The sequence below is a fragment of the Streptomyces sp. NPDC005794 genome (assembly GCF_042871445.1).
Classification (GTDB): Bacteria; Actinomycetota; Actinomycetes; order Streptomycetales; family Streptomycetaceae; genus Streptomyces.
Genome location: NZ_JBIAIN010000007.1, coordinates 175479 through 196114 on the forward strand (window position 1 = coordinate 175479; position 20636 = coordinate 196114).

The window sequence follows — 20636 nt, forward strand, 5'->3', positions numbered from 1 at the left end:
AAGGGGGCGCGTCATATTGCCTTGCTCCGCGCCGCGTGAGGCGTCCCGACCAGGCCGGACGTACCCGGCCTGATCGGGCAGGCGCCGGTCTGGATCGGTCTAGATCACCAGGCTCAGCGCGGCGGCGACCACGAAGCCGGCCACCGAGAGGACCGTCTCCAGGACCGTCCAGGTCTTGAGGGTGTCGCGCTCGGAGATGCCGAAGTACTTCGAGACCATCCAGAATCCGCCGTCGTTGACGTGCGAGGCGAAGATGGAGCCCGCCGAGATCGCCATGATGATCAGCGCCAGGTGCGGCTGCGACATGCCCTGGCCCTCGACCAGCGGCACGACGATGCCGGCGGTGGTGACGATCGCGACCGTCGCCGAGCCCTGCGCGACCCGCAGGACGACGGAGATCAGCCAGGCGAGCAGGATGACCGGCAGGCCGACGTCGTTGAAGGTGTCGGCGAGCGCGTCGGCGATGCCGCTGCCCTTCAGCACGGCTCCGAAGATCCCGCCCGCGCCGACGACCAGCAGGATGTTGCCGACCGGCTTCAGCGAGGCCGTGGAGACCGACTCGAGGGACTTGCGGGACCAGCCGCGCCGGATGCCCAGCAGGTAGTAGGCGAGGAGCAGGGCGATCGTCAGCGCGACGAAGGGGTTGCCGAAGAACTCGACGACGGAGCGCAGGGTCGACGGGTCCAGCGCGATGGAGGAGAACGTCGCTGCCAGGATGAGGATGAGCGGGGTGCCGATGATCGCGAGTACGGTGCCGAGCGCGACGGGCCGCTCGTGCGGGGTGACGCCGGCGGCGCGCTGTTCGGCGGCGACCGCGGCCTTGGACTCCGCTGCCGCCTCGACCATGTCCTGCGGTACGTCGACGAAGACGCGCTTGCCGATCCAGGCGGCGTAGCCCCAGGCGGCGAGGACGGACGGGATGCCGACGACGGCGCCCATCAGGATGACCCAGCCGAGGGAGACGTTGAACAGGCCCGCGGCGGCGACCGGTCCGGGGTGCGGCGGCAGGAACGCGTGGGTCATGGAGAGGCCGGCCAGCAGGGGCATCGCGTAGAGGACGACCGACTTGCCGGAACGTTTGGCCGCGGCGTACACGATCGGCGCGAGGACGAAGATGCCGACGTCGAAGAAGACCGGGATACCGAAGATGAGGCCGGTGAGGCCCATGGCGAGCGGGGCGCGCTTCTCGCCGAAGAGATTCAGCAGGCGGGCGCTCAGCACCTCCGCGCCGCCGGACACCTCCAGGATCGCGCCGAGCATCGTGCCGAGGCCGATGATGATCGCGACGTGTCCGAGGATGCCGCCCATGCCGGATTCGATGACGGAGACGGCGGCCGACTTCTGGACCGTGCCGAAGAGTTCGGTGACGGAGAGACCGGCACCCAGGCCGACGGCTATGGACACGGCGAGCAGTGCGACGAACGGCTGCAGCCTGACCTTGATGATCAGGAAGAGCAGGAGCGCGATCCCGAGGACGGCGACGGTCAGCAGACCGGGGGTCCCGCCGATCAGGAGGAGCAGCCCCCCGGTGTGGGGTGGCGCCTCGACGGCGGGGGTGGCGGCGAGCAGCATGAGCGGTCAACTCCGTTGGTGACGGGGCCCTTCGGGCAGGGGGAAGCGCGGCACGGCGCCCCTCGAGGGAAGGGGTGGGGCGCCGTGCCTGCTGTGGGGGGTGCGAGAGGCTGAGGGATCAGCCGAGGACCGCGAGGGCGTCGATCTCGATGAGCAGTCCCTCGGGCAGGCCGACGTACACCGTCGTACGGGCGGAGGCGGGGGCCGTGAGGCCCTGCTCCTCGAAGTACTCGTTGTAGATCGCGTTCATCTCGGCGAAGTGGTCGACGTCCGTGAGGTAGACGCGCGTCATCATCACGTCGTCCCAGCTCGCGCCGCCCTCCTCCAGGATCGCCTTGACGTTGGCGAAGGTCTGCAGGGTCTGCTCGCGCAGCGTCGGGCCGGCCGGGGTGGGGGCCTGGCCCTCCACGGCGGGCAGGAAGCCGACCTGACCGGCGACCTGGAGGATGTTCCCCTTCCTCACGCCGTGCGAGAACTTGGCGGGCGGCACGGTGTGGGTGCTGGGGGTGAGAGCGGTCTTCTCGGTCATGACGGTTCAGGCTTTCTTGGTGGGGGCGGTGCCGGAGTACTCCCGGCTGATGGTGTCCGCGGTGCGGCGCACCAGCGGGAGCAGGGTGAGGAGTTCCTCGGCCGTGACGACCACGTTCGGCGCGGACACCGACATGGCGGCGACGACCCGGCCGTCCGCGCCCCGGATGGGTGCGCCGACACAGTTGATGGACTCCTCGTGGCCGCCGAGGTCGGTGGCCCAGCCCTGTTCGCGTACGCCGGCGAGTTCCTTGAGGAAGGCGCCGGCGTTCGGGGTCGAACGGGACGTGTACATGGGGTAGTCGAGCCGTTCGGCGATCGCGCGCCGCTCGGGCTCGGTGAGGTCGGCGAGGAGCAGCTTGGCGACCGCGGCGACGGTGATCGCGACGGGTTTGCCGATCCGTGAGTACATCCGGACGGGGTAGCGGCTCTCGACCTTGTCGATGTAGAGGACCTCGTTCTCCTCGTACACCGCGAGGTGGACGGTGTGCCCGCACTGCTCGTTGAGCGCGACGAGGTGGCTGTGGGCGATCTCGCGCACGTCGAGGTTCTCGACGGCTTCCTGCGCGAGCGCGAAGAGCCGGGCGCCGAGGCGGTAGCGCTGGTCGTCCTGGCGGTAGACGAGCCCGTGCTCGTGGAGGGTACGGAGCAGGCGCAGCGCCGTGGACTTGTGGACACCGAGCCGTTCGGCGACCTGGCCGAGGTCGGCGGGGCCCCGGGCGAGCAGCGGCAGGATGCTCAGCGCGCGGTCGACGGTCTGGCTCATGTGACGCGTACCTCCTCGTTCGCCCCGGTGGCGGCTGTCCAGCCGGGGCCGAGACGAAGTGTGCCCCAGGCGTCGTCGTCCAGGGCGGCCAGCCGGTCGGCGTGGGCGCGGGACGGGGGGCCGGTGAGGTCGCCGGGGACGGTGAGGACGGCGGCGGCCATGAGGTGGCCGTGCCGGACGCGGTCGCGTACGGGCAGGTCGCGCAGGGTGGCGGAGAGGAAGCCGGCGGCGAAGGCGTCACCCGCTCCGACGGCGGCGACGACATCGACGTGGAGGGAGGGGACGGTGGTGACGGTGTCCTCCGCCGCGCCACCGGTGCGCGAGAAGACCGTGACGCCTTCCGCGCCCCGCTTGACGACCAGGACGTCCGGCTCCGGCAGGGCCGCGCGGATCGCTTCGGCGCCGTGGACGCCCCAGGCCTCCTCCGCCTCGTCCTCGCCGACGAAGACGAGGTCGCAGCGACGGGCGAGGGCGAGCAGGACCTCCGGGCCGGCCTCGGCGTCGCGCCACAGGCCGGGGCGGTGGTTGACGTCGAAGGAGATCAGCGGGCGGCCGTCGCGGGGGGCGGTGAGGTCGTGGAGGAGTGCCAGGCAGTCGGCGGAGAGCGCGGCGGTGATGCCGGAGAGGTGCAGGACACGGGAGGCGAGGAGGTCCTCGTACGGGACGTTGCGCGGAGACATCGCGGATGCCGCGGATCCGGCCCGGTAGTACGCCACCTCGTGGGTGTCGGTGGCCCGGTCCGCCGCCGTGCGGAAGTAGATGCCGGTGGGGCGGGCCGGGTCGCGGCGTACGGCGGAGGTGTCGACCCCGTACGCCGCGATCGCGTCGACGAGGTGGTCGCCGAAGCCGTCGGCGCCGACCCGCCCGACCCATTTCGCACGGTGGCCCGCGGCGGCGAGCGCGCAGGCGACGTTGGACTCGGCGCCGCCGATGCCGCGGCCGAAGGAGGGGACGTCGGCGAGGCGGCCCGGCTGCGAGGGCAGGAACGTCACCATGGACTCGCCGAGGCAGACGACGTCCGCGGTGGCTGTCCTGGCTGCGGATCCGGACACTCTGGGCTCCTCATGGTCGGCCGTGGGCGCCGGTGCTCACCATTGACCCGGCATCGGCTCGGATGTTAGACAGCCTTGAGCGATATACGCAACGCCTGTTGCAGAGAATGCAACGACTACGTACTCCGAGGAGACCCCCTTGGCCGCCGAGCAGTCCCCCGAACAGTCCGTGACGGCACTCGCCGGCGAGCGGGTCGACCACCGCTTCAAGGCGCTACCACCCGACGCGGAGGGGCTGACCGTGGGCGCGCTGGCGGCCGAGCGCCGCAACCTCTTCACGGGCGGCTTCACCACCCCGGTGCTGGCCCTGTCCGCCGAGTCGGTCGAGGTGAACCTCGCTCTGCTGGAGACGTACGCGGAGCGGCACGGCCTGGCGTTCGCACCGCACGGCAAGACGTCGATGTCCCCGCAGCTCTTCGCCCGTCAGCTGGAGTACGGCGCCTGGGGCATCACCGCGGCCGTCCCCCACCAGGCCCGGGTGTACCGCGCCTACGGCATCCGGCGGATCTTCCTGGCCAACGAGCTGGTCGACGCGGTGGCGCTGCGCTGGCTGGCCGGCGAGCTGGACGCCGACCCGGACTTCACGTTCGCCTGTTACGTGGACTCCGTGCGCGGCGTCGAGCTGATGGACGAGGCCCTGCGGGCGGCGGGTGCCGTGCGCCCCGTCGACGTCGTGGTGGAGCTGGGCGCCGGTGCGGGCGCCCGCACCGGCGCCCGCACCGAGGCCGACTGCGCGGCGGTCGCCGACGCCGTGGCCGCCGCGTCCACCCTGCGTCTGGTGGGCGTCGCCGGTTACGAGGGCGAGGTGCCGGACGCCTCCCCCGCGCGGGTCCGGGAGTGGCTGCGCCGGCTCGTCGCGCTGGCCACGGACCTCGACGCGGCCGGCCGCTTCACGGCGCTGGCCGACGACGAGGAGATCCTGGTCAGCGCGGGCGGCAGCGCGTGGTTCGACGCGGTCGCCGATGTCTTCGCCGAGATCCCCGCGCTGAGCCGGCCGGTCCTCAAGCTGCTGCGCTCCGGCGCGTACGTCAGCCACGACGACGGCCACTACCGCCACCTCACCCCCTTCAACCGGATCCCCGAGGAGGGCGCGCTGCAGCCGGCCTTCCGTCTCTGGGCCCAGGTCGTCTCCCGCCCCACCCCCGAGCAGGCCTTCGTCAACGCCGGGAAGCGCGACGCCGCCTACGACCTGGACCTCCCCGAGGCGCAGGTCGTCCGCTCCGCGCGCGACGGCTCGGTGCGTCCGGCCACCGGCATCACCGTCAGCGGGCTGTCCGACCAGCACGGCTGGGTACGTACGGAAGCGGGCGCCGAGCTGGAGGTCGGCGACTGGATCGGCATGGGGCTCTCGCACCCCTGCACCTCCTTCGACAAGTGGCAGCTGATCCCGCTCGTGGAGGCGGACGGCACCGTCACCGACTACCTCCGCACCTTCTTCTGATCCCTACGGGCTCCGTTCCCCGCCCCTGAAAGGCGAGCCACACATGGACCTGGTCATTCGCAACGCATCCGTCGTCGACGGCACCGGCGCCCCCTCCTACCGCGCCGACGTAGGCATCACGGACGGCCGGATCACCGAGATCCGCACGGAGGGCGACGGCCCCCGCCCCGACGCCGCCCGCACCCTGGACGCCGACGGCCTCGCGCTCTCACCGGGCTTCATCGACATGCACGCGCACAGCGACCTCGCGCTGCTGCGCGATCCCGACCACAGCGCGAAGGCCGCCCAGGGCGTCACCCTGGAAGTCCTCGGCCAGGACGGCCTGTCGTACGCCCCCGCCGACGACCGCACCCTCGCCGAGGTCCGCCGGTCCATCGCCGGCTGGAACGGCGACGGCAGCGACATCGACTTCGACTGGCGCACCGTCGGCGGCTACCTGGACCGCCTCGACCGCAACTTCGGCGGCCAGGGCATCGCCGTCAACGCCGCCTACCTCATCCCGCAGGGCACGGTCCGGATGCTCGCCGTCGGCTGGGACGACCGCCCCGCCACCGACACCGAGCTGGACCGCATGAAGGAGCTCGTCGCCCAGGGCATGGCCGAGGGCGCCGTCGGGATGTCCTCCGGCCTGACGTACACCCCCGGGATGTACGCGAAGGACGCCGAACTCACCGAACTGTGCCGGGTGGTGGCGGCGCACGACGGCTACTACTGCCCGCATCACCGCTCGTACGGCGCGGGGGCACTCGACGCCTACGAGGAGATGGTCCAGCTCACCCGCGACGCCGGCTGCGCCCTCCATCTCGCGCACGCCACCATGAACTTCGGCGTGAACAAGGGCAAGGCCCCCGACCTCCTCGCCCTCCTGGACGACGCCCTCGCGGCCGGCGCGGACATCTCGCTCGACACCTATCCGTACACCCCCGGCTGCACGACCCTCGTCGCGATGCTGCCCAGCTGGTCGAGCGAGGGCGGACCCGAGTCGATCCTGACCCGGCTCGCGGACGAGGCGACGTCGGAGCGGATCCGCCACCACCTGGAGGTCCTGGGCTCCGACGGCTGCCACGGCGTCCCGATCGAGTGGGGCACCATCGAGATCTCCGGCGTCGGCTCCCCGGACCTGTCCGGCTACGTCGGCCGTACGGTGGCCGAGTCCGCCCGGCTGCGCGGCGAGGAGCCCTGGGTGACGGCCCGTCGGCTGCTCACCGAGGACCGGCTGGGCACCACGATCCTCCAGCACGTCGGCCACGAGGAGAACGTGCGGCAGATCATGCGCCACCGGGTGCACACCGGCGGCAGCGACGGCATCCTCCAGGGCGACAAGCCCCACCCCCGCGCGTACGGCACGTTCCCCCAGTACCTCGGCCGGTACGTCCGGGAGCTGGGCATCCTCTCGCTGGAGGAGTGCGTCGCCCACCTCACCTCCCGTCCGGCCGCCCGTCTGCGCCTGCCCGACCGTGGATACGTCCGCGAGGGCTACCGCGCCGACCTGGTCCTCTTCGACCCGGCCACCGTGGCGGCCGGCTCGACCTTCGACGAGCCACGCACCCTCCCGGTGGGCGTCCCGCACGTCCTGATCGACGGCCGCTTCGTCATCGAGGACGGCACGCGGACCTCCGTCCTGGCGGGCCGGGCGGTACGGGGCACGGGCCGCGCCGCCGGGGGCTGAGGACGGCCGGATCCTGCCGGGGCCGCACCGGAAGACGCCCGTGCGGCGGCGGCCCGCAGACCGGAGGAGACCTCGACGGCACAGACCGGCGGGGCCGTCATGGTTCCGGTCACGGCCCTCGGCGCAGGGGAATCGCCACGGCTGCGGGGCCTGACACTCAGCCGGGACACGGGCGAGGGGCGGCTGCGCGAGGCAGGATCCTGCCGACCGCCGGGCAGGATCCTGCAGGGCTCGGGGGCGGCGTCCCGGGTCACGGTTTGGGCAGCGCGCAGCCGGCCCGGTCGAGGTCGATCCGGTTGCCGCTGCCGATGCACGGCACGATGCCGTAGGTCTGCTGGGCGTAGTTGATGCCCGCGCGGACGGTGACGGTGCCGTTCTCGTCGACCTCGCACGGGTTGTTGTCCGTGCACCGCTGCCCGTCCTCGTTACCGGTGTTGTTGACGGCGACCACCTTGCCGGTCGCGTCGTCGATCACGGGGGACCCGGACGTGCCGCCGACGGTCCGGCACGCGGAGGTGTAACGGACCGAGTCCTTCCACGTCCAGGCGCCTTCCTTCAGCCGGTAGGCGAACCCGTCGATGTCACAGCTGTAGGTGCGCTTCCAGTAGCCCGAGGCGACCGTGATCGCGGTGCCCTGCGCCGGGCGTCCGGCGTCGAGTTCCAGCGCCTCGATGCCGTAGCCGCCCTCGATCTGGGCGTACGTGCTGGTGAGCTGGTAGAGCGAGACGTCCGTGTCCGTCATGGTCCCGTACGCGACCTTCTCGGCGCGCAGGGTGCCGACACCGCTGCCCGCGGCGTTCAGCAGGGTGAAGCTCCGGGTCGAGGCCCGGTCGAGCACGACCTCACCCGGATCGGGGAAACCCGCTTCCAGGCAGTGCCCGTTGGACAGCACGAGGGCCGGGTCGCCGGGCAGCGAGGACGGCGCCCTGACGACGGAGCCGGAACAGTTGCTGAGCGCGACCGTCCCGGCGAGGCCGACCGCCTTCACCCGGACCTCGGCGGTGTCCTGGCCGGTGGCCGCGGTCGCGGGCGCGATGCCCGCGCCGAGGAACAGGGCGGCGAAAAGGGCGCCGATGAGAGGCTTCTTCATGTGGGGGGTCCCCTCCGTATACGTCTGCGACCGGAGTTCCTCCGGTTTTTGACATGTGCATGCTTGCGTACGAAGAGAGGCCCCACAAGGGGCGAAATCAAGCCGAGACGCCGCCGACCGCCCGGCCGGCGCGCGCCTAACGCTCCGGGGCCCCGTTGCGCGGCCGGGGGCGGCGGTGCAGCAGACCGAAGCGGTCCCACTGGGCCTCGGCGGCCTCGATGGCACGGCGGGTCCGCTCGGGATCGATGGCGGCGAGCTCCGCGACGACGGCCTGCACCACCGCGGTGCCGGCCGTGAGCGAGGGGAAGAAGGACACGCCTTCGGCCGGCACGAGAACGACCTCGTCCGCCGCCTCGGTGAGCGCCGGGCTCGCCGCGTCCGTGAGGGCGAAGACCTTGGCGCCCCGGTGGTGCGCCTCCCCGGCCGCCAGGACCGTGCTCGCGTAGAGCCGCCAGAAACTGATGGCGACGAGCGCGTCCTCGTCCGTCATGTCGGAGATGACGTTGGCGAGTTGGGCGTCACCCCCGGTGATCGCGGTGACGCGGTAGCCGGCCAGCCGGGCGTTGTGCGCGAAGGCGATCCCGGTCGCCGCGTAACTGCCGTCGGCGACCACGACCGTGTGCCGGGCGGCCGCCACCGCTTCGGCGACCCGGCGTATGGCGCCGCCGTCGAGGCGCCGGGTGAGCAGGGCGACACTGTCGAGGTCGCGGCGCAGCGACGCGTCCGCCACGCCGTCCGTCGCATGGTGCTCGGCGGCGACGTCGGGGGCGCTGAGGGCGGACAGGTAGCGTGCCCTCAGCCCCTGCTGAAGTGCGGGCCAGCCGGCGAAGCCGAGAGCCTGGGCGGTGCGCGTGACGGTGGCGATGTTCACCCCGGCCAGGGACGCCAGCTCGGCGGTCGAGGCGAACGAGGCGCGTCGCGGCTGGGTGAGGAGGACGTCCAGAACGGCGGTGCCCTTGCTGCGCAGGCCGCGGGCGGGGAGCCGGCCGCGCAGCCACTCCTCGAAGCTGTCACCGGCGTCGTGGGCGAGCCGCTCACCTTCGGGGCCGTGGTTGCCTTCGGCATCCATGTCGGCGTCGGGTCCTGCTGCCGCCACTGGGGTCTCCCTCTGTTGCCACGGCCCCCGCGAGGCGGGTCTCCGACGTGTTTCCGGCCCAGGCTACCGGTGTAACGATCAGAAAAATCTGCAACAACCATTGCAGGTTTTTGATTCTGCATACTACGTTGCCTCCAACTCGAAGACTTGGAGGTGCGGCATGACGCTGTTGGCCCGACTCGACCGGTTGCCGTTGAGCAAACCCCATTACGCCTTGCTCCTGATCGGTGGCCTCGGCTACACGTTCGACGGGATGGACTCGGCCGTCGTCGCCTTCCTGATGCCCAGCGCGCAGGAGGCCTGGGACCTCAGCAACGGCGCGCTCGGGCTCATCGGCTCCGCCTCGCCGTTCGGCTTCCTCTTCGGGGCCGTGGCCGCCGGACTGCTGGGGGACCGCATCGGCCGCCGCAAGGTGATGATGTGGGCGCTCGCCTTCTACGCCTTCTTCTCCCTGGTGGCCGCCTTCGCGCCCACCTACGAACTCTTCCTCGGCGCCCGGATCCTGGCCGGGGCGGGGGCCGGTGCGGAGAGCGCCATCATCGCCCCGTTCCTCTCGGAGTTCGTGCCGGCCGCGCGCCGGGGCTGGTTCGTCGGGGCGCTCGCCGGGTTCTTCTCCTTCGGTTTCGTCGCCGCCGCGCTCATCGGCCGCTTCGTCGTCCCGACCGTCCCCGAGGGCTGGCGGGTCGCCCAGGTGATCACCGCCCTGCCCGTGGTGATGCTGCTCTGGTGGCGGCGTTCCCTGCCCGAATCACCGCGCTATCTGATCGCCCGGGGAGACCTCGCGGCTGCTGAACGGGTCGTCTCCGACCTCGAACGCAAGGTCGAGAAGGCCATCGGTGAGCCGCTGCCTCCCGTCCCGGCGCAGGACCCCGCGACGGCGGCGGCCGCGATCGCGCCGTCCCGGCCGGCGCTCGGCCTGTTCGCCGCGCTGAAGTACCTCTGGACCGGCCGGATGGCCCGCCGCACCGCGATCACCTGGCTGATCTGGTTCGTGATCACGTTCTCGTACTACGGCTTCTTCTCCTGGATCCCGACCCTGCTGATCCAGCGCGGCATCACCGTCACCAAGAGCTTCGAGTTCTCGATCATCATCTATCTGGCGCAGATCCCCGGGTACTTCTCGGCGGCCTGGCTGTCGGAGCGGCTCGACCGCAAGAACGTGATCGCCCTCTATCTCACCGGCTCGGCCCTCAGCGCCTTCTGGCTCAGCCAGACCACGACCCCCGTGTCGATCACCCTGGCGGGGGCGGTGCTCTCCTTCTTCCTCAACGGCACCTACGCGGGCGTCTACTCCTACACCCCCGAGGTCTTCCCGACCTGGATCAGGGCCAGCGGGACGGGCCTGTCCAGCGCCTTCGGCCGCGTCGGCTCCATCCTCGCCCCGGTGATCATCGGGGTGTCCTCCGCCAGCTTCGGCTTCGCCGGTGTGTTCGGTCTGACCACGGCCGTGCTCGCGGTCGGAGTGATCTGCACGGTGCTGTTCGGCGTGCGCACGGCCGGACGCTCCCTGGAGGAGCTCACCGAACCCGCACCGGCGCGGTCCGGCCCCCCTTCCGCATCCACCACGACCGAGGTGACCTCCCGATGAGCGACACGTCCACGACCGGCCTGCTCCCCGCGCTGGAGCAGGAGATCCGCACGACGGTGGGCGTCCGCCTCTTCACCGTCCTCGCCTGGCTGCCCGAGCGCCGCGTCCTGCACCGCGTCCACAGCAGCCACCCCGGCCCGTACCCGGTCGGCGGTGAGAAGTCCGTCGAGGTGTCCGGCGGCTGGCTGGAGCAGTGCGTCACGCGGCAGCTGCCCTACCTGGGAGCCGACCGCGCCGCCGTACGCGAGGTCTTCGCCGACCACCGGACCATCGACGACCTCGGCTGCGGCGCGGTGGTCAACGTCCCCGTCGTGGACGACGGCCGCACGCTGGGCATGCTCAACGTCCTGGACACCGAAGGCAGTTACGACGAGGGCTCCGTCCGGGCCCTGAGCGCCCTCGCGTCCCGGGCGGTGCCGGACCTGCGCGCCTTCACCGCGCGGGCGGACAGCACCGGCCACTGACGCCGGTGCCCGCGCCCGCACCCCCGTCCACCTGATTCACCGAGGAGACCCCCCTTGTCCCTGCTGCTGCGCAACGCCCGACTGCTCGACGTGGCCACCGGCGACTACCAGGAGGCCGACCTTCGGTGCGCCGAGGGGCGCATCGTCGAGACCGGCACCGCGCTGAGCGCCCCCGACGACGTCAGGACCGTCGACCTGGCCGGCGCCCACGTCCTGCCGGGCCTGATAGACGCCCATGTCCACGTGACGGCCTCCACGGCCGATCTGGGCGCGCTGCCGTCCTCCTCGCCCAGCTACGTCGCCGCCCACAGCGCCCGGATCATGAGCGGGATGCTCGACCGCGGATTCACCACCGTGCGGGACGCCTCCGGCGCCGACTACGGCCTGTGCGACGCCCAGGAGGAAGGGCTGCTGCGCGGGCCCCGGCTGATGTTCTGCGGCCGCGCCCTCAGCCAGACCGGCGGGCACGGGGACAGCCGTGGCCGCGGCACGCGGGTCAGCGACGACCACCCCTGCTGCGCGGGGCTCGGCAGGGTGGCCGACGGCGTGGACGCGGTGCGGGCGGCGGCGCGCGACGAGCTCCGCAAGGGCGCCCACCACCTCAAGGTGATGGCCTCCGGGGGCGTGGCCTCGCCCACCGACCGCATCGACTCCACCCAGTACTCCATGGACGAGCTGCGCGCCGTGGTCGAGGAGGCCGAGGCCGCGAACCGTTACGTCGCCGCGCACGCCTACACCGCGCGGGCGGTCAACCGGGCCCTGCGGGCCGGTATCCGCTCGATCGAGCACGGGAACCTGCTGGACGACGAGAGCGTACGGCTGTTCGCCGAGTACGACGCGTTCCTCGTGCCGACGCTGGTGACCTACTGGGCGCTGAAGAAGGAGGGGCCCGAATTCGGGCTGCCCGCCGACAGCCACCGCAAGGTGGACGAGGTGCTGGGACAGGGCCTCGCGGCGCTGGAGAGGGCCGTACGGGGAGGAGTCAGGACCGTGTACGGGAGCGACCTCCTGGGCGGGATGCACCGCCACCAGAACGAGGAGTTCCGTATCCGCGCCGAGGTGCAGCAGCCGATCGACGTGATCCGCGCGGCCACCTCCACCGCCGCCGAACTCCTCGGCATGCGGGGCGAGATCGGAACCCTGGAGCCGGGCGCGCGCGCCGACCTGGTGGTGCTGCGGGGCGACCCGCTGACGGACATCGGCTTCCTGGCGGACCCCGCCCATGTGGTGGGCGTCGTCCAGGGCGGCTCGGTCGTGTCGGCGGAGCGGGGGGCGGCGCTCGCCGCGTGACACGCGGGCCGGCCGCATGACACACGAGGGCCGCGTTCCCCGTATCTCCTGTGCCGTCACCGGACTTGAGAAACCTCCGAGGTGTCTGCGTAGTGTCGGTGTATGACACTCGATCTCGACGCCTACTTCGCCCGCATCGGATGGGCGGGGAGCACGGACCGCCGCCCCACCGTGGAGGTGCTGCGGTCCGTGCACCGCGCCCACATGCTGGGTATTCCGTTCGAGAATCTGGAGCCCCTCCTCGGCAGCGCCCCGTCCCTCGCGCTCCCGGACCTGGAGAGAAAGCTCGTCCGTGGTGAGCGCGGCGGGTACTGCTACGAGCACAACACCCTCCTCGCGGCCGCCCTGACCCAGCTGGGCTTCCGGGTGACGCTGCTGACCGCGCGGGTGGTCCTGGGAGCCGCCCCCGGTGACATCCGGCCCCGTACGCACATGCTCATGCAGGTACACGTCGAGGGTGCCGCAGCGGGTGCCGGGGAGGGGGAGCCCGTCTCCTGGCTGGCGGACGTCGGCTTCGGCGCGCACGGGGCACTGCTGGAGCCGATCCCGCTCGTGGTGGACACCGAACTGCTCGACACCCCGCGCCGCCACCGGCTGGTGCACGCCCCGCACGACGGGCCGCTGGAGATGTGGGAGCTGCAGACGGACAAGGGCGGCTACTGGGAGCCGCAGTACGAATTCACCCTGGAGCCGTTCGAGGCCCCGGACTACGACGTCATCAACTGGCACATCGCGACGAACCCCCGCTCGCCGTTCCGGCAGGCGCTGTACGCCCAGCGCACCCTGCCGGGCCTGCACCGGGCCCTGTCCGGGCGGACGCTGGTGGAGACCGCCGACGACGGCACGGTCCAGGAGCGGGAGCTGAGCGGCCCCGCCGAGGTGCTGCGGGTGCTGGCCGAGGACTTCGGCGTACGGCTGCCCGAGGGGACCGTTCTGCCCGGCTGAGGCCGGAGGGGGCACGGGGTGCGCCCGGGGGCCGCCGGCCCCGCGTGGCGCATCTCACCCGGCCCCGGGCCGCACGCCCGCATTCCAAGCCGTGACGCGGCCCCGACCGGCCGTTCCCACGGTCCGGCGGCCGGGGCGGCATGCCGATGGAAGACCCGGCGCCCCGGCGCACACCCCCACAGGGAGTAACCGGGCCGGAATCCGGGAGCACCGCTCGAAACACGGTCGTAAGCTCGCAGACATGCAGGTCATCCAGTCCACGAAGCTCTCCGGCGTCTGTTACGAAATCCGCGGCCCCGTGCTGGAGGAAGCGATGCGGCTCGAAGCCGCAGGTCACCGCATCCTCAAGCTCAACACGGGCAACCCCGCGGCGTTCGGGTTCGAGTGCCCGCCGGAGATCCTCGAGGACATCCTGCGCAACCTCTCGGGCGCGCACGGCTACGGCGACGCGAAGGGCCTGCTGTCCGCGCGCCGGGCGGTGATGCAGCACTACCAGACCAAGGGCGTCGACCTCGACGTCGAGGACGTCTACCTGGGCAACGGCGTGTCCGAGCTGATCCAGATGTCGATGCAGGCGCTGCTCGACGACGGTGACGAGGTGCTCGTCCCGGCTCCTGACTATCCGCTGTGGACGGCCTCGGTCTCGCTGGCCGGCGGTACGGCCGTGCACTACCGGTGCGACGAGCAGGCCGACTGGATGCCCGACCTCGCCGACATCGAGCGGAAGATCACCGACCGCACCAAGGCGATGGTGATCATCAACCCGAACAACCCGACCGGCGCGGTCTACGACGACGAGATGCTGCGCGGGCTGACGGAGATCGCCCGGCGCCACAACCTGGTCGTCTGCTCCGACGAGATCTACGACCGGATCCTCTACGACGGCGCGACGCACACGCCCACCGCCGCCGTCGCCCCGGATCTGATGGTGCTCACCTTCAACGGGCTCTCCAAGAACTACCGGATCGCGGGATACCGCTCCGGCTGGATGGCGGTCTGCGGCCCGAAGGCGCACGCCTCCTCGTACATCGAGGGCCTGACGATCCTGGCCAACATGCGTCTGTGCGCCAACATGCCCGCGCAGCACGCGGTGGCCACCGCGCTCGGCGGGCGGCAGTCGATCAACGATCTGGTGCTGCCGGGCGGCCGGATCCTGGAGCAGCGGGACGTGGCGTACGACCTGCTGACGCAGATCCCCGGGGTGACCTGCGTGAAGCCGAAGGGGGCGCTGTATCTCTTCCCACGGCTGGACCCCAAGGTCTTCAAGATCAAGGACGACCGGCAGATGGTCCTCGACCTGCTGCGGGCCGAGAAGATCATGGTGGTGCACGGCACGGGCTTCAACTGGCCGGAGCCCGATCACTTCCGGGTGGTCACGCTGCCGCCCGCCAAGGATCTGACCGACGCGGTGACGCGCATCGGGAACTTCCTGGACGGCTACAGCCAGCCCTGAGCGGGCGCAGCCGGCCCGGGCGCGCCAAGGGCTCCCGGACCCCGCACAACTTTAGACTGAATCCAAGATAAGATGGTCTTACTGCGACACCAGGAGGCCACCCATGTACGAGCCGATCCGCACGAAATCGGTCCACACACCGGCCGGCGACGCCGACTTCCCGCACCGCACCCGCGAGGAGGAGCTGGACATCCAGCTCGCCGGGCACCTCGCCGCCCTCCTCGCCGTCACCGACGAGCTGGGGCTGGCCTCGGACGGTGACCGCATCGCCGGGCAGATCGCCCGGCTCCGCACCGCGCCGCCCGCCCGGCACGCCGGACGGAGCGAGGCGTCCCCGGCCGCGCTGCGCCGCCGCGCCCACGCCCTCGCGGGCCGGGCCCTCGTGGTGGCCGCGTCCCGCGCCGACACCGCCGTGGCGATCCTCGCGGCCGAGGCCATGGACGCGCACGCCGCGGCCCTGTCGGACGCCACCGCGCGGACCGCGCTGGTCGGCGCCCCCTGACGGCCCCGGTCCACGGGTCGCGAAGACGCGTGGACCGGGTGCCACACACCTGCCGGATCGCCCGCGCCCGACCGTGCTCGCGGCGCCGGCGGCCCACGCGGACGACGTGGCCGAGCTGCCCGTCCCGGCGTTCCCGTCGATGGCCGTGGAGTCCCGCGCCCCCGGAACGGGGCGGCACCCGGAGCCGTGAGGGGGCTCCGGGTGCCGTGCCGCGGCGGGCCGCCGACTCCACAGGTCAGGACAGATGCCGAGGGACCCGGCCGCGGGGATCGAGAACGGGTCAGCCCAGACGCCGGACCAGCGCGTGGTACTCGTCCCACAGTTCCTTCGGTGTGTGGTCACCGAAGGTGTTGAGGTGCTCGGGGATCAGCGAGGCCTCCTCGCGCCAGATCTCCTTGTCGACGTCGAGCAGGAAGTCGAGGTCGGACTCGGAGAGATCCAGCCCCTCGGTGTCCAGGGAGCCCTTGGCCGGCAGGATGCCGATCGGGGTCTCGACACCCTCGGCCCGGCCCTCCAGCCGCTCGACGATCCACTTGAGGACGCGGCTGTTCTCACCGAAGCCGGGCCACACGAACCTGCCCGCGTCGTTCTTGCGGAACCAGTTCACGTAGTAGATCTTCGGCAGCTTGGACGCGTCGGGCTTGTCGTTGCCCACCGTGACCCAGTGCTTCATGTAGTCGCCCATGTTGTAGCCGCAGAACGGCAGCATGGCGAACGGGTCGCGGCGCAGCTCGCCGACCTTGCCCTCGGCGGCGGCGGTCTTCTCGGAGGCCACGTTGGCCCCGAGGAAGACGCCGTGCTGCCAGGTGAACGACTCGGTGACCAGCGGGACCGCGGAGGCGCGGCGGCCGCCGAAGAGGATGGCCGAGATCGGCACGCCCTTCGGGTCCTCCCACTCGGGCGCGATGATCGGGCACTGGCCGGCCGGGACGGTGAAGCGGGCGTTGGGGTGGGCGGCGGGCGTGCCGGACTCGGGGGTCCAGTCGTTGCCCTTCCAGTCCGTGAGGTGCGCGGGGGGCTCCTCGGTCATGCCCTCCCACCACACGTCGCCGTCGTCGGTGAGCGCGACGTTGGTGAAGACGGAGTTGCCCCACATGGTCTTCATGGCGTTGGCGTTGGTGTGCTCGCCGGTGCCGGGCGCGACGCCGAAGAAGCCGGCCTCGGGGTTGATCGCGTACAGCCGGCCGTCCTCGCCGAACCGCATCCAGGCGATGTCGTCACCGATGGTCTCGACGGTCCAGCCGGGGATCGTGGGCTCCAGCATGGCGAGGTTGGTCTTGCCGCAGGCGCTGGGGAACGCGGCGGCGATGTAGGTGGGGGCCTCCGCCTCCCCGCGCGGCGGCGTGAGCTTCAGGATCAGCATGTGCTCGGCGAGCCAGCCCTCGTCGCGGGCCATGACGGAGGCGATGCGCAGCGCGTAGCACTTCTTGCCGAGCAGGGCGTTGCCGCCGTATCCGGAGCCGTAGGACCAGATCTCGCGGTCCTCGGGGAAGTGCGAGATGTACTTGGTGGAGTTGCACGGCCAGGGGACGTCCTGCTCACCTTCGGCCAGGGGCGCGCCGAGGGTGTGGACGGCCTTGACGAAGAAGCCGTCGGTGCCGAGCTCGTCCAGGACCTCCTTGCCCATGCGCGTCATCGTGCGCATCGAGACGGCGACGTACGCGGAGTCGGTGATCTCGACGCCGATCGCGGAGAGCGGTGAGCCGACGGGGCCCATGCAGAAGGGGACGACGTACATCGTGCGGCCGCGCATGGAGCCGCGGAAGACACCCCGCTCCCCCACGAAGACCTCCCGCATCTCGGCGGGGTCCTTCCAGTGGTTCGTCGGACCGGCGTCCTCCTCCTTCCCGGAGCAGATGAACGTCCGGGTCTCGACGCGCGCGACATCGCTCGGGTCGGACGCGGCGTAGTACGAGTTCGGGCGCTTGACCGGGTCGAGTTTCGTGAAGGTGCCCTTGGCGACGAGCTCCTCGCACAGGCGCTCGTACTCGGCCTCGGAGCCGTCGCACCAGACCACCCGGTCCGGCTGGGTGAGGGCGGCGATCTCGTCCACCCAGGAGACGAGCTCCTGGTGCCGAGTGGGAACAGTGAGGGGAGCCGCGATGTCTCGCGCCACGATCGCTCCTTGGAGAGAGGGTGTGTTGTCAGGCCCCGTGGGGGCTGCGACCCGGATGCTGACCCCTTCGAAATCCCCTGGCGCTCATCCGGTGCCGACCGCACTCATTTGATCATCCGACCATCGCGCCCATATGTCCAGAGGACCGCACACGTGAGCATCGCCACTCGGATCGGTTACCTACGGAAGCGTAGGTAGCATGCGGACATGACTTCTGCCGCCGCCGCGTCCGGACCCGTCGAACTCACCGACCCCGTCCCGGTCAAACCACGGATGCGTGGCTGGCTGCACGCCGGAATGTTCCCCGCGGTGGTCATCGCCGGCATCACCCTGATAGCCCTGGCCGACAGCACGCGCGCCCGGGTCGCCTGCGCCGTCTACATCCTCAGCGCCTGTCTGCTGTTCGGTGTGAGCGCGGTGTACCACCGCGGTACGTGGGGCCCGCGCGGCGAGGCGGTGCTGCGCAGGCTGGACCACGCGAACATCTTCCTGATCATCGCGGGCACCTACACGCCGCTGGCCCTTCTGCTGCTGCCCGAGTCCACGAGCCGTCCACTCCTGTGGGCGATCTGGGGTGCCGCGGCGGCCGGTATCGCCTTCCGCGTCTTCTGGGTCGGCGCCCCGCGCTGGCTCTACACCCCGTGCTACATCGCCATGGGCTGGGCGGCGGTGTTCTTCCTGCCGGACTTCATGCGCACCGGCGGCATCGCGGTGCTGGTCCTCGTCGTCGTCGGCGGGCTGCTCTACAGCGCGGGAGGCGTCATCTACGGCCTCAAGCGTCCCGACCCGTCGCCGCGCTGGTTCGGCTTCCACGAGGTCTTCCACTCACTGACCCTGGCGGCGTTCATCGCGCACTACATCGGCATCTCCCTGGTGGCCTACCAGCAGTGAGCACACCGACAGGTGGTGAGTGAACGGGCCCGGCCACCACGACCGGGCCCGTTTCCCCGGGTCAGCCGCCCAGCTTCGCCGCCAGCTCCCCCGTGTCCGTCGTCGGCGCGTCGCACACGAAGTGCCGGCAGACGTACGCGGCCGGCTCGCCGCCCACCGGCGGCCGGTCCACCAGCAGCGGGAACTCGGTGCCCGCGTCCGGCCCCTCGCCCGCCGCGACGACCGCGCCGGGCGCCCGCCCCAGCAGCGCCGTCCGGTGCAGCTCCCCGCCGACCGGCCCGGCCACCGCGACCTCGCGCGGGCCGTCCAGCAGCGCCTCGGCGACCGCCAGCCCCCAGCCGATGAACCGGGGCGCCTTCGGGCCGAGCGCCCCGACGATCCCCAGGGCGCCCTCGGCCGCCGTACGGTGCGCCTCGGAGCCGGTGTGCGCGGCGTAGGAGAGCAGCGCGCCCGCGGCTGCCGTCCAGCCCGCCGGGGTGGCGCTGTCGGTGGGGTCCTGGGGGCGGCGGATCAGCTGCTCCGCGTCGTCGGCCGTGTCGTACAGCTGCCCGCCCTCGCCGGTGAAGTGCTCCAGCACGATGTCCAACAGGAAGCCCGCGAATTCCAGCCAGGTGCCCTCGCCGGTGACCGAGGCGAGCGCGAGGAAGCCCTCGGCGACATCGCCGTAGTCCTCCAGGACCCCGGCGTTGTCCCCGGCGCGGCCGTCCTTCGACGTGCGGCACAGCCTGGCGACGTCGCCCATGTGCACCCGTACCAGCAGGTCGGCGGCCTCGGTCGCCCGCTCGACGAGGTCCGGGCGGCCGAAGTACGCCCCGGTCTCGGCGAGCGCGGCGATCGCCAGGCCGTTCCAGGCGGCCACGATCTTGTCGTCGCGCTCGGGGCGCGCCCGCAGCTCGCGGGCCGCGAGCAGCCGGGCGCGTACATCCGCGACCCGCGCCGCGTCGGCGTCGTCCGTCTCCCCGGTCCGTACGAGCCGCAGCACGGAGGAGCCCTCCTCGAAGGTGCCCTCCTCGGTCACCCCGAAGTACCCGGCGGCGAAGGCGGCGTCCTCCTCGCCCAGCACCTCGCGCAGCTGCGCGGGCGTCCACACGTAGAACGCGCCCTCGACGTGGCGCCCCTCCGCGTCCTCGCTGTCGGCGTCCAGGGCGGAGGCGAAACCGCCCTCGGCGGTCCGCAGCTCGCGCACCATGAAGTCGGCCGTCTCCAGGGCCACCCGGCGGGCCAGGTCCGAGCCGGTGGCCCGCCACAGGTGGGCGTACACGCGGCACAGCAGCGCGTTGTCGTAGAGCATCTTCTCGAAGTGCGGGACGACCCACTCGCGGTCGACCGAGTAGCGGGCGAAGCCACCGCCGAGCTGGTCGTAGATCCCGCCGCGCGCCATGGCGGCGCAGCTGTCGGCGGCCATCTGCAGGGCGCCCTCGGCACCCGTACGGGCGTGGTGGCGCAGCAGGAACTCGACGACCATGGACGGCGGGAACTTGGGCGCGCCGCCGAAACCGCCGTGCTTCTCGTCGTAGTCGCGGGTCAGCCGCAGCAGGGCCTGCGCCAGCTCCGGCTCGCCCGGCAGGCCCCCCTCCCCGGTGGCCAGGGAGCGGCTCGCGAGGTCACGGACGATGCGTTCGGCCACCTCGGCGACCTCCTCGCGCCGGTCGTTCCAGGCGGCGACGACCCCTTCGAGGACCTGCTGGAAGGAGGGCATGCCGTGGCGGGCCTCGGGCGGGAAGTAGGTGCCGAAGTAGAACGGCTCGGCGTCGGCGGTGAGGAAGACGGTCATCGGCCAGCCGCCCTGGCCGGTCGCGGCCTGGACGGCCTCCATGTACACGGCGTCGACGTCGGGGCGCTCCTCGCGGTCGACCTTCACGGGCACGAAGTGCGCGTTGAGGTAGCCGGCGACGGTCGCGTCCTCGAAGGATTCGTGGGCCATCACATGGCACCAGTGGCAGCTGGCGTACCCGACGCTGAGCAGCACCGGAACGCCGCGCCAGCGGGCCTCCTCGAACGCCTCGGGCGACCACGGCCACCAGTCGACGGGATTGTCGGCGTGCTGGAGAAGGTACGGGGAGGTGGTCTGCGCAAGTCGGTTGGCCATGACCCAATCCTTGCGCATCCCATCAAGTCCCGTCCGTCTGCCACGAGGAGAACGGGCGGACGGACGGGACGGCGCCGCAGCCCG

Annotated in this window: 17 protein-coding genes; 9 read left to right on the plus strand and 8 right to left on the minus strand. The window is 71.8% G+C overall.

Features of this window, described 5'->3' with window-relative positions; all coding sequences use genetic code 11:
* Nucleotides 1-99 precede the first annotated feature (99 nt).
* The 4 genes from ACFYQ5_RS13715 to ACFYQ5_RS13730 all read right to left on the minus strand — a co-directional run bounded on the left by ACFYQ5_RS13715 (nt 100) and on the right by ACFYQ5_RS13730 (nt 3918).
* The gene (locus tag ACFYQ5_RS13715; protein WP_389197189.1) at nt 100-1572 is read right to left on the minus strand and encodes a GntP family permease; all 1473 of its coding nucleotides are present in this window, start codon (nt 1570-1572) and stop codon (nt 100-102) included.
* 118 nt (nt 1573-1690) lie between these two features.
* Nucleotides 1691-2101: a RidA family protein gene (locus ACFYQ5_RS13720; protein WP_389197191.1), complete on the minus strand. Its 411-nt coding sequence runs from the start codon at nt 2099-2101 to the stop codon at nt 1691-1693.
* 6 nt (nt 2102-2107) lie between these two features.
* Entirely contained in the window at nt 2108-2866 is a 759-nt protein-coding gene (locus ACFYQ5_RS13725; protein WP_389197193.1) for an IclR family transcriptional regulator, read from the minus strand.
* Entirely contained in the window at nt 2863-3918 is a 1056-nt protein-coding gene (locus ACFYQ5_RS13730; protein WP_389197195.1) for a sugar kinase, read from the minus strand. Before ACFYQ5_RS13730 ends, ACFYQ5_RS13725 begins: the two co-directional genes overlap by 4 nt.
* 139 nt (nt 3919-4057) lie before the next feature.
* On the opposite strand from ACFYQ5_RS13730, the gene ACFYQ5_RS13735 reads away from it, so the two are divergent.
* Nucleotides 4058-5359, plus strand: coding sequence for an alanine racemase (locus ACFYQ5_RS13735; RefSeq protein WP_389197197.1), 1302 nt, complete (start codon nt 4058-4060; stop codon nt 5357-5359).
* Between the two features lie 43 nt (nt 5360-5402).
* Nucleotides 5403-7028 (plus strand): amidohydrolase family protein, encoded by a 1626-nt coding sequence (locus ACFYQ5_RS13740; RefSeq protein ID WP_389197199.1) that lies wholly within the window; start codon nt 5403-5405, stop codon nt 7026-7028.
* Between the two features lie 250 nt (nt 7029-7278).
* Here the strand turns inward: ACFYQ5_RS13740 and ACFYQ5_RS13745 are convergent, their stop codons facing one another.
* Complete coding sequence (locus tag ACFYQ5_RS13745; RefSeq protein ID WP_389197201.1) at nt 7279-8118, minus strand: serine protease; 840 nt, start codon at nt 8116-8118, stop codon at nt 7279-7281.
* A gap of 136 nt (nt 8119-8254) precedes the next feature.
* Complete coding sequence (locus tag ACFYQ5_RS13750; RefSeq protein WP_389197203.1) at nt 8255-9214, minus strand: MurR/RpiR family transcriptional regulator; 960 nt, start codon at nt 9212-9214, stop codon at nt 8255-8257.
* A gap of 160 nt (nt 9215-9374) precedes the next feature.
* Between ACFYQ5_RS13750 and ACFYQ5_RS13755 the strand changes: the two genes are divergently transcribed.
* From ACFYQ5_RS13755 to ACFYQ5_RS13780, 6 genes are all read left to right on the plus strand, one after another.
* Entirely contained in the window at nt 9375-10802 is a 1428-nt protein-coding gene (locus tag ACFYQ5_RS13755; RefSeq protein WP_389197205.1) for an MFS transporter, read from the plus strand.
* Nucleotides 10799-11266 (plus strand): GAF domain-containing protein, encoded by a 468-nt coding sequence (locus tag ACFYQ5_RS13760; RefSeq protein WP_389197207.1) that lies wholly within the window; start codon nt 10799-10801, stop codon nt 11264-11266. Before ACFYQ5_RS13755 ends, ACFYQ5_RS13760 begins: the two co-directional genes overlap by 4 nt.
* 54 nt (nt 11267-11320) lie before the next feature.
* Complete coding sequence (locus tag ACFYQ5_RS13765) at nt 11321-12556, plus strand: amidohydrolase family protein (RefSeq protein ID WP_389197209.1); 1236 nt, start codon at nt 11321-11323, stop codon at nt 12554-12556.
* A 102-nt stretch (nt 12557-12658) separates the two neighbouring features.
* The gene (locus tag ACFYQ5_RS13770; RefSeq protein WP_389197211.1) at nt 12659-13501 is read left to right on the plus strand and encodes an arylamine N-acetyltransferase; all 843 of its coding nucleotides are present in this window, start codon (nt 12659-12661) and stop codon (nt 13499-13501) included.
* A gap of 241 nt (nt 13502-13742) precedes the next feature.
* Nucleotides 13743-14954, plus strand: coding sequence for a pyridoxal phosphate-dependent aminotransferase (locus ACFYQ5_RS13775; RefSeq protein WP_389197212.1), 1212 nt, complete (start codon nt 13743-13745; stop codon nt 14952-14954).
* A gap of 103 nt (nt 14955-15057) precedes the next feature.
* The gene (locus tag ACFYQ5_RS13780; protein WP_389197214.1) at nt 15058-15456 is read left to right on the plus strand and encodes a hypothetical protein; all 399 of its coding nucleotides are present in this window, start codon (nt 15058-15060) and stop codon (nt 15454-15456) included.
* Between the two features lie 280 nt (nt 15457-15736).
* Here ACFYQ5_RS13780 and ACFYQ5_RS13785 read toward each other — a convergent pair whose 3' ends face one another.
* Nucleotides 15737-17572 (minus strand): phosphoenolpyruvate carboxykinase (GTP), encoded by a 1836-nt coding sequence (locus tag ACFYQ5_RS13785; protein ID WP_389197216.1) that lies wholly within the window; start codon nt 17570-17572, stop codon nt 15737-15739.
* A 207-nt stretch (nt 17573-17779) separates the two neighbouring features.
* Between ACFYQ5_RS13785 and ACFYQ5_RS13790 the strand changes: the two genes are divergently transcribed.
* Complete coding sequence (locus ACFYQ5_RS13790; RefSeq protein ID WP_389197218.1) at nt 17780-18463, plus strand: hemolysin III family protein; 684 nt, start codon at nt 17780-17782, stop codon at nt 18461-18463.
* A gap of 61 nt (nt 18464-18524) precedes the next feature.
* On the opposite strand, the gene ACFYQ5_RS13795 is transcribed toward ACFYQ5_RS13790, so the two are convergent.
* Nucleotides 18525-20552, minus strand: coding sequence for a thioredoxin domain-containing protein (locus ACFYQ5_RS13795; protein WP_389197220.1), 2028 nt, complete (start codon nt 20550-20552; stop codon nt 18525-18527).
* Nucleotides 20553-20636 lie beyond the last annotated feature (84 nt).

Excerpts from the sequence above, each read along its gene's own strand:
- ACFYQ5_RS13715 (WP_389197189.1), bottom strand. The coding sequence starts at position 1,572 with ATGCTGCTCGCCGCCACCCCCGCCGTCGAGGCGCCACCCCACACCGGG.
- ACFYQ5_RS13720 (WP_389197191.1), bottom strand. The coding sequence starts at position 2,101 with ATGACCGAGAAGACCGCTCTCACCCCCAGCACCCACACCGTGCCGCCC.
- ACFYQ5_RS13725 (WP_389197193.1), bottom strand. The coding sequence starts at position 2,866 with ATGAGCCAGACCGTCGACCGCGCGCTGAGCATCCTGCCGCTGCTCGCC.
- ACFYQ5_RS13740 (WP_389197199.1), top strand. The coding sequence starts at position 5,403 with ATGGACCTGGTCATTCGCAACGCATCCGTCGTCGACGGCACCGGCGCC.
- ACFYQ5_RS13745 (WP_389197201.1), bottom strand. The coding sequence starts at position 8,118 with ATGAAGAAGCCTCTCATCGGCGCCCTTTTCGCCGCCCTGTTCCTCGGC.
- ACFYQ5_RS13755 (WP_389197205.1), top strand. The coding sequence starts at position 9,375 with ATGACGCTGTTGGCCCGACTCGACCGGTTGCCGTTGAGCAAACCCCAT.
- ACFYQ5_RS13760 (WP_389197207.1), top strand. The coding sequence starts at position 10,799 with ATGAGCGACACGTCCACGACCGGCCTGCTCCCCGCGCTGGAGCAGGAG.
- ACFYQ5_RS13770 (WP_389197211.1), top strand. The coding sequence starts at position 12,659 with ATGACACTCGATCTCGACGCCTACTTCGCCCGCATCGGATGGGCGGGG.
- ACFYQ5_RS13775 (WP_389197212.1), top strand. The coding sequence starts at position 13,743 with ATGCAGGTCATCCAGTCCACGAAGCTCTCCGGCGTCTGTTACGAAATC.
- ACFYQ5_RS13780 (WP_389197214.1), top strand. The coding sequence starts at position 15,058 with ATGTACGAGCCGATCCGCACGAAATCGGTCCACACACCGGCCGGCGAC.
- ACFYQ5_RS13790 (WP_389197218.1), top strand. The coding sequence starts at position 17,780 with ATGACTTCTGCCGCCGCCGCGTCCGGACCCGTCGAACTCACCGACCCC.
- ACFYQ5_RS13795 (WP_389197220.1), bottom strand. The coding sequence starts at position 20,552 with ATGGCCAACCGACTTGCGCAGACCACCTCCCCGTACCTTCTCCAGCAC.